At 64.4% G+C, this 5,691-nt stretch carries 6 protein-coding genes; all 6 read left to right on the plus strand.

All coding sequences use genetic code 11. From position 1 onward, the window contains the following. Nucleotides 1-250 (plus strand): topoisomerase C-terminal repeat-containing protein (locus tag E5W87_RS33445; RefSeq protein ID WP_292407627.1); only part of this gene is annotated, 250 nt, incomplete at its 5' end. Between the two features lie 42 nt (nt 251-292). After that, the gene (gene rnr, locus E5W87_RS33450) at nt 293-2,563 is read left to right on the plus strand and encodes a ribonuclease R (protein ID WP_292407643.1); all 2,271 of its coding nucleotides are present in this window, start codon (nt 293-295) and stop codon (nt 2,561-2,563) included. After that, on the plus strand, nt 2,563-3,015 hold the full coding sequence (locus tag E5W87_RS33455; RefSeq protein ID WP_292407631.1) for a DUF983 domain-containing protein: 453 nt from the start codon (nt 2,563-2,565) through the stop codon (nt 3,013-3,015). The genes rnr and E5W87_RS33455 overlap by 1 nt, the downstream gene beginning before the upstream one ends. 72 nt (nt 3,016-3,087) lie before the next feature. Further along, entirely contained in the window at nt 3,088-3,822 is a 735-nt protein-coding gene (locus tag E5W87_RS33460; protein ID WP_292407634.1) for an NUDIX domain-containing protein, read from the plus strand. Nucleotides 3,823-3,843: 21 nt separating this feature from the next. Then, nucleotides 3,844-5,019 carry an MFS transporter gene (locus tag E5W87_RS33465; RefSeq protein ID WP_292407637.1) on the plus strand — a complete coding sequence of 392 codons (1,176 nt, stop codon included), beginning with the start codon at nt 3,844-3,846 and terminating at the stop codon, nt 5,017-5,019. A gap of 103 nt (nt 5,020-5,122) precedes the next feature. Continuing rightward, nucleotides 5,123-5,581 carry a hypothetical protein gene (locus E5W87_RS33470; RefSeq protein ID WP_292407640.1) on the plus strand — a complete coding sequence of 153 codons (459 nt, stop codon included), beginning with the start codon at nt 5,123-5,125 and terminating at the stop codon, nt 5,579-5,581. The last annotated feature ends 110 nt before the right edge of the window (nt 5,582-5,691 follow it).

A 5,691-nucleotide genomic window follows, 5' to 3' on the forward strand; every position in this document is an offset into this window, starting at 1 on the left:
CGGCAAGATCGTTGTGCGTGACGGCAAATACGGGCCCTATGTCAATTTCGGCAAGGTCAATGCGACGCTGCCCAAAGGCAAGGACCCGCAGTCGGTGACGATCGAGGACGCGGTGGCGCTGATTGCCGAGAAGGAAGCCAAGGGCGGCAACGGCGGCAGAAAGCCCTTCCGCAAAGCGGCCGCACCTGCCAAAAAGCCTGCGGCAGCCAAAAAACCGGCGGCCAAGAAGGCGGCCAAGAAAAAGGGATAAAGCATCGTGGCGCGCAGGGTATCCGGAAGAAGCCATGGCGATCTGCGCACCGCCGACACGAGGGCCAAGGTCAGGGATAACTACCGGCCGTCCCGCGACGAAATCCTGCGCTACATCGCCGAAAACCCGGATCGCTCCGGCAAACGCGACATCGCCAAGGCGTTTGCGCTGCGCGGCGAGGACCGTATCTGGCTGAAGGACATTTTGCGCGACCTGCAGGATGAGGGCCTGCTGACCAAGGAGCGCAAGCGGCTGGCCCGCGTCGGCGCTCTTGCCCATGTCGCCGTGCTCGACATCTTTGGCCGCGACGCCGACGGCGTGCTGCTGGCACACCCAACCGAAGCCGTGGGCAACGGCGAACCGCCTGTCATAGCGATCCGCGTGTCGCGTGGCGGCGGCGGCCCGACACCGGGCATCGGCGACCGCGTGCTGGCCAAGACCTTTCCAACCGATGACGCGACAGGCCCCGCCTACACCGGGCGGGTGATGAAGATCTTCGAGAAGCGCACCGATGCCGTTCTCGGCGTCTTCCGCGTGCTGCAGGACGGTACCTTCCGCATCGAGCCTGTCGAAAGACGCCAGCCGGAGCTGGTCGTCGACAAGGAATTCCAGAACGGCGCCAAGAACGGCGATCTGGTCGAGGTCGAGCCGGCGCGGGCCTCCCGCTACGGGCTGCCCAGAGCCAAGGTGCTGGCGGTGCTGGGTTCGCTGACCAGCGAAAAGGCGGTCTCGATGATCGCCATCCACGCGCACGATATTCCGCATATTTTTCCGACAGACGTCATCGCCGAGGCAGAGGCGGTCAAACCGGCGACGCTGGCCGGCCGCGAGGACTGGCGCGACCTGCCGCTGGTCACCATCGATCCGGCTGACGCCAAGGACCATGACGACGCGGTGTTCGCAGTATCAGATCCGGACGAGAAGAACCCTGGTGGCGTGGTCGTCACCGTGGCGATTGCAGATGTCGCCGCCTATATCCGCTATGGCACCGCGCTCGATCGCGAGGCGCTGAAGCGCGGCAATTCGGTCTATTTCCCGGATCGCGTCGTGCCGATGCTGCCGGAGCGCATCTCCAACGATCTTTGTTCGCTGCGCGAAAGCCAGGATCGTCCGGCGTTGGCAGTCCGCATGACCTTCGCGGCCGATGGCCGCAAGCTCAGGCATTCGTTCCACCGAATCATGATGAAATCGGCGGCGAAACTCGCCTATCCCCAAGCGCAGGCCGCGATCGACGGCGTGCCGGACGACAAGACCGGCCCGATCCTCGACATGGTGCTGAAGCCACTCTGGGATGCTTACGCCGTCGTGAAGCGCGGCCGTGACACGCGCCAGCCGCTCGAGCTCGACCTGCCGGAGCGGAAAATCCTGCTCAAGGAGGACGGCACTGTCGATCGGGTCGTCGTGCCGGAGCGGCTCGACGCGCACAAGCTGATCGAAGAGTTCATGATCCAGGCCAATGTCGCGGCGGCCGAGACGCTGGAGGCGAAGCGACAGGCGCTGGTCTACCGCATCCATGACGCGCCTTCGCTCGCCAAGCAGGAATCGCTGCGCGAATTCCTGCAGACGCTGGGCCTGTCGCTGGCCCGCGGCGCGCAGATGCGGCCGAACCAGTTCAACGGCATCCTGGATCGCGTCCGCGGCGCCGACCATGAGGGGCTGGTCAACGAGGTGGTGCTGCGCACGCAGATGCAGGCCGAGTACTCGCCCAGCAACATCGGCCATTTCGGTCTCAATCTGAAGCGCTACGCGCATTTCACCTCGCCGATCCGCAGATATGCCGACCTGATCGTGCATCGCGGACTGATTGCCGCACTCGGCTTCGGTGCGGGCGGACTGACGCAGGACGAGGCGGAGCGGCTGGAAGAGGTTTCCGCGCTGATCTCGGCCACCGAGCGCCGTGCCATGGCCGCCGAGCGCGACACGGTCGACCGGCTGATCGCCGCCTATCTGGCCGAGCGTGTCGACGAGCGTTTCGATGCACGCATTTCGGGCGTCACCAAATCGGGACTATTTGTCCAATTGCCGCAGTATGGCGCAGATGGTTTCATCCCGGTGTCAAGTCTGGACGGCGATTACTACATATACGACGAAACTGCCCGATCGCTCTTCGGAGAACGCACCGGCAAGGGCTATCAGCTTGCCGACCGCGTCGAGGTTCGCCTGATCGAGGTGGCGCCTATGGCCGGCGCGATGCGTTTCGAGATGCTGACCGACCCAAAGCCGCTGCCCGGCTCCAAACGGTCGTTTCACAAGGCCAAAGGCCGCGCCCGTGCGTCGCAATCGCGTCCAGGCTCGCGCGGCAGGAGACGGTAATGCCAAGCGATCTGAAAATGAACCAACAGGTTTTCGGCGGCGAACATCACTCGGGCCGGGCCGCCCGCCCGCTGTGGACGGCAATGAAGCGTGGCGCGCTTGGCCGCTGCCCGCATTGCGGTGAAGGAAAGCTGTTTCGAGCCTTCGTCAAGACCGTCGACAAGTGCGATCATTGCGGCGAGGAACTCCATCACCACCGCGCCGACGACCTGCCCGCCTATCTGGTGGTGGTCATCGTCGGCCACATCGTGCTCGGCGCCTTCATGGGCGTCGAAGCGACCTCCACATTGTCCACCTGGCAGCACATCGCCATCTGGGTGCCGCTGACCATCCTCATGGCGGTCGTCCTGCTGCAGCCGGTCAAGGGCGCCGTCATCGGCCTGCAATGGGCGTTCTATATGCATGGCTTCGGCGGGGAAGATGATCTGATCGAGTCGCATCCCGAGGCTTGAAACCGAGGCTGGCGCAATCGGCATGGCTGGACGCCACTTTCGCATCGGAGAAGATTCCGCTAGGTCGTGCGCATGGACGTAATGACCAAGGCGGAAGTCGACAAGGTTGAGCGGATGGCGCTCGACGCCAAGCCTATACGCCCGCGCGACGCCGCGACGCTGATCCTGCTCGACCGCAAGGGCGACGAGTTTCTGGTGCTGATGGGCCGGCGTCACGCCCGTCACGCCTTTATGCCGGGGAAATTCGTCTTTCCCGGCGGCCGTACCGATCCGGCCGACAGCCGAATTCCCGTTGCCACCGCGCTGCACCCTGAGGAACAGGCGAGGCTGACCGCCGGCGTTGGCCGCATCAGCCCGGCCCGCGCCCGCGCCATCGCCCTGTCGGCAATCCGCGAGACCTATGAGGAGGCCGGCCTGTTGATCGGTCGGAAAGGCGCCTTCGCGACGAGCAGGCGCGATTGGCAGGGTTTTGCTAAGCACGGCGTAAGTCCGTCGCTGGCGGAGCTGCGTTTCATCGCACGTGCCATCACCCCGCCAAACAAGGTGCGGCGCTTCGATACGCGCTTCTTCAGCGCCTGGCGCGAAGATGTCGCCGTGGAGCTGCCGGACGGCGGCCCGACCAACGAGTTGGAGGAACTGGTCTGGCTGCCGCTCGCCAAGGCCAGGCAGGCTGATATTCCCGACGTCACCAGGGCTATCCTGGAGGAGCTGGAAAAGCGGCTCGTCGATGATCCGCTGCTGCGCCCCGGTGGTTCCGTGCCGTTCTACCGGCTCGTCCGCAATCGCTTCGCCCGCGAAATTCTGTAGAGCATAGAGCATTCACATCCCATGACGGTCGATACCCAGCAAGAGGTCGAGGAACGCGTACACTGGCTGCCGATGATCGCCGCGATCTCGTCGATCAGCGTCGTCGGCATCGCCATCGGCCTCGGCATGCCGCTGCTCAGCGTCATCCTCGAAACGCGCGGCCATTCGGCGTCGATGATCGGCTTCAACACCGCCGTCGCCGGCTTCGCCTCGATCGCCGGCGCACCGCTCGCCACCCCGCTCGCCATGCGGTTCGGCGTCGCCTGGACGATGCTGGCCATGATCGCCACGGGAGTGCTGGCCTTTGTCGGCTTCCATTTCGCACCGGACTTCTGGATGTGGTTTCCGCTGCGCATCCTGCTGCACATCGCGCTGACGGTGCTGTTCATCCTGTCGGAATTCTGGATCAGCACATCGGCGCCGCCGCACCGGCGCGGCCTGGTCCTCGGCATCTACGCCACCGTGCTGTCCCTCGGCTTTGCCGCCGGGCCGTGGCTGTTCTCCCATCTCGGCAGCACCGGCTTCCTGCCCTTCGGCGTCATCATGGCGCTGGTGACGCTGGCCGCCATCCCAGTCCTGGCGGCACGCAACGAGAGCCCGACGATCGTTTCCAATGGCGAAACCAGCAACTTCCTGCGCTACATCTGGCTGGTGCCGACGGCGACCGCAGCGGTGCTGGTGTTCGGCGCGGTCGAGACCGGCGGCTTTGCGCTGTTCCCCATCTATGGCGGCCGCATCGGCTACTCCGAGGCCGACGCCGCCCTCCTGCTCACCATGATCGGTCTCGGCAACGTACTGTTGCAGATCCCGCTCGGCATGATCAGCGACCGTGTCAGCGACCGCCGTTATCTGCTTCTGGCTTGTGCAACCATCGGGCTTGCCGGCACCATCTTCATGCCGCACTTCGCGCAGAATTGGCACCTGATGGCGGCGCTTCTGTTCGTCTGGGGCGGCGTGGTCGCGGCGATGTACACGATCGGCCTGGCCCATCTCGGCTCGCAGCTTTCCGGTCACGAACTGGCCTCCGCCAACGCCGCCTTCGTGCTTTGCTACGGCGTCGGCATGGTGCTTGGCCCACAGGCGATCGGCATCGGCATGGATATTTTCGGCCCCTCCGGCTTCGGCTGGGCGCTCGGCATGTTCTTCGCCTTCTATATCGCGCTGGTCGGCGCCAGGCTCATCCGGAAAATCCTCTAGAAAGACCCGATCGAGTCTCGTATGCGCGAGGCTGCTGACATAACCGTGTCAGCAGCACCCGGGTAGATTGTCAGCAACACGCCACCAGATTGAGGATGCCATCATGATCGACTCCGGGTTTGAAACGAAATCGGTGCGGATGGAATTGCTGCTGCTTGTGACCTTCCAGGCGCCGGCTTCCGATGTCGACCGCATCATGGAAGCGGTGGTCGCGATCGCACCGCTCACCATGGGCAAATACGACAGCAATGCCTACCAGTCGGCGCACGGCATCGAGCGCTACCGGCCACTCGAAGGCGCGGCCGCCGGCGCCGAGACGGAATTGCGCAGACGGCCGGGCACGGTGGAAGTGTCGTTCGAGCTGCCCGACGACCAGGCGTTGGCCGCCCGCATTGTCGAAGCGATTTTCCAGGTCCACAGCTATCAGGAGCCGGTGATCCGCATTCAGCCGATCCTTGCCAGCCGCTCCAAGGGGTTGGACGACCGCTCCAACCCGAACCGCTGGTGGAACACCACGGGAGACTGGAAGAAGGTCGCTCCGCCGGTCAGGGAAGACGCATAGGAACATATCCGGCTACCCACGGCTGGCTCAAAAGACCGCGCCGAAGCCTCGCGGGGTGTCGGTAGCTAATCAAGTTGTCCGGTTTTGGTAGCACATCACTTGTCCGCTTC

This window comes from Mesorhizobium sp. (assembly GCF_004962925.1).
Classification (GTDB): domain Bacteria; phylum Pseudomonadota; class Alphaproteobacteria; order Rhizobiales; family Rhizobiaceae; genus Mesorhizobium.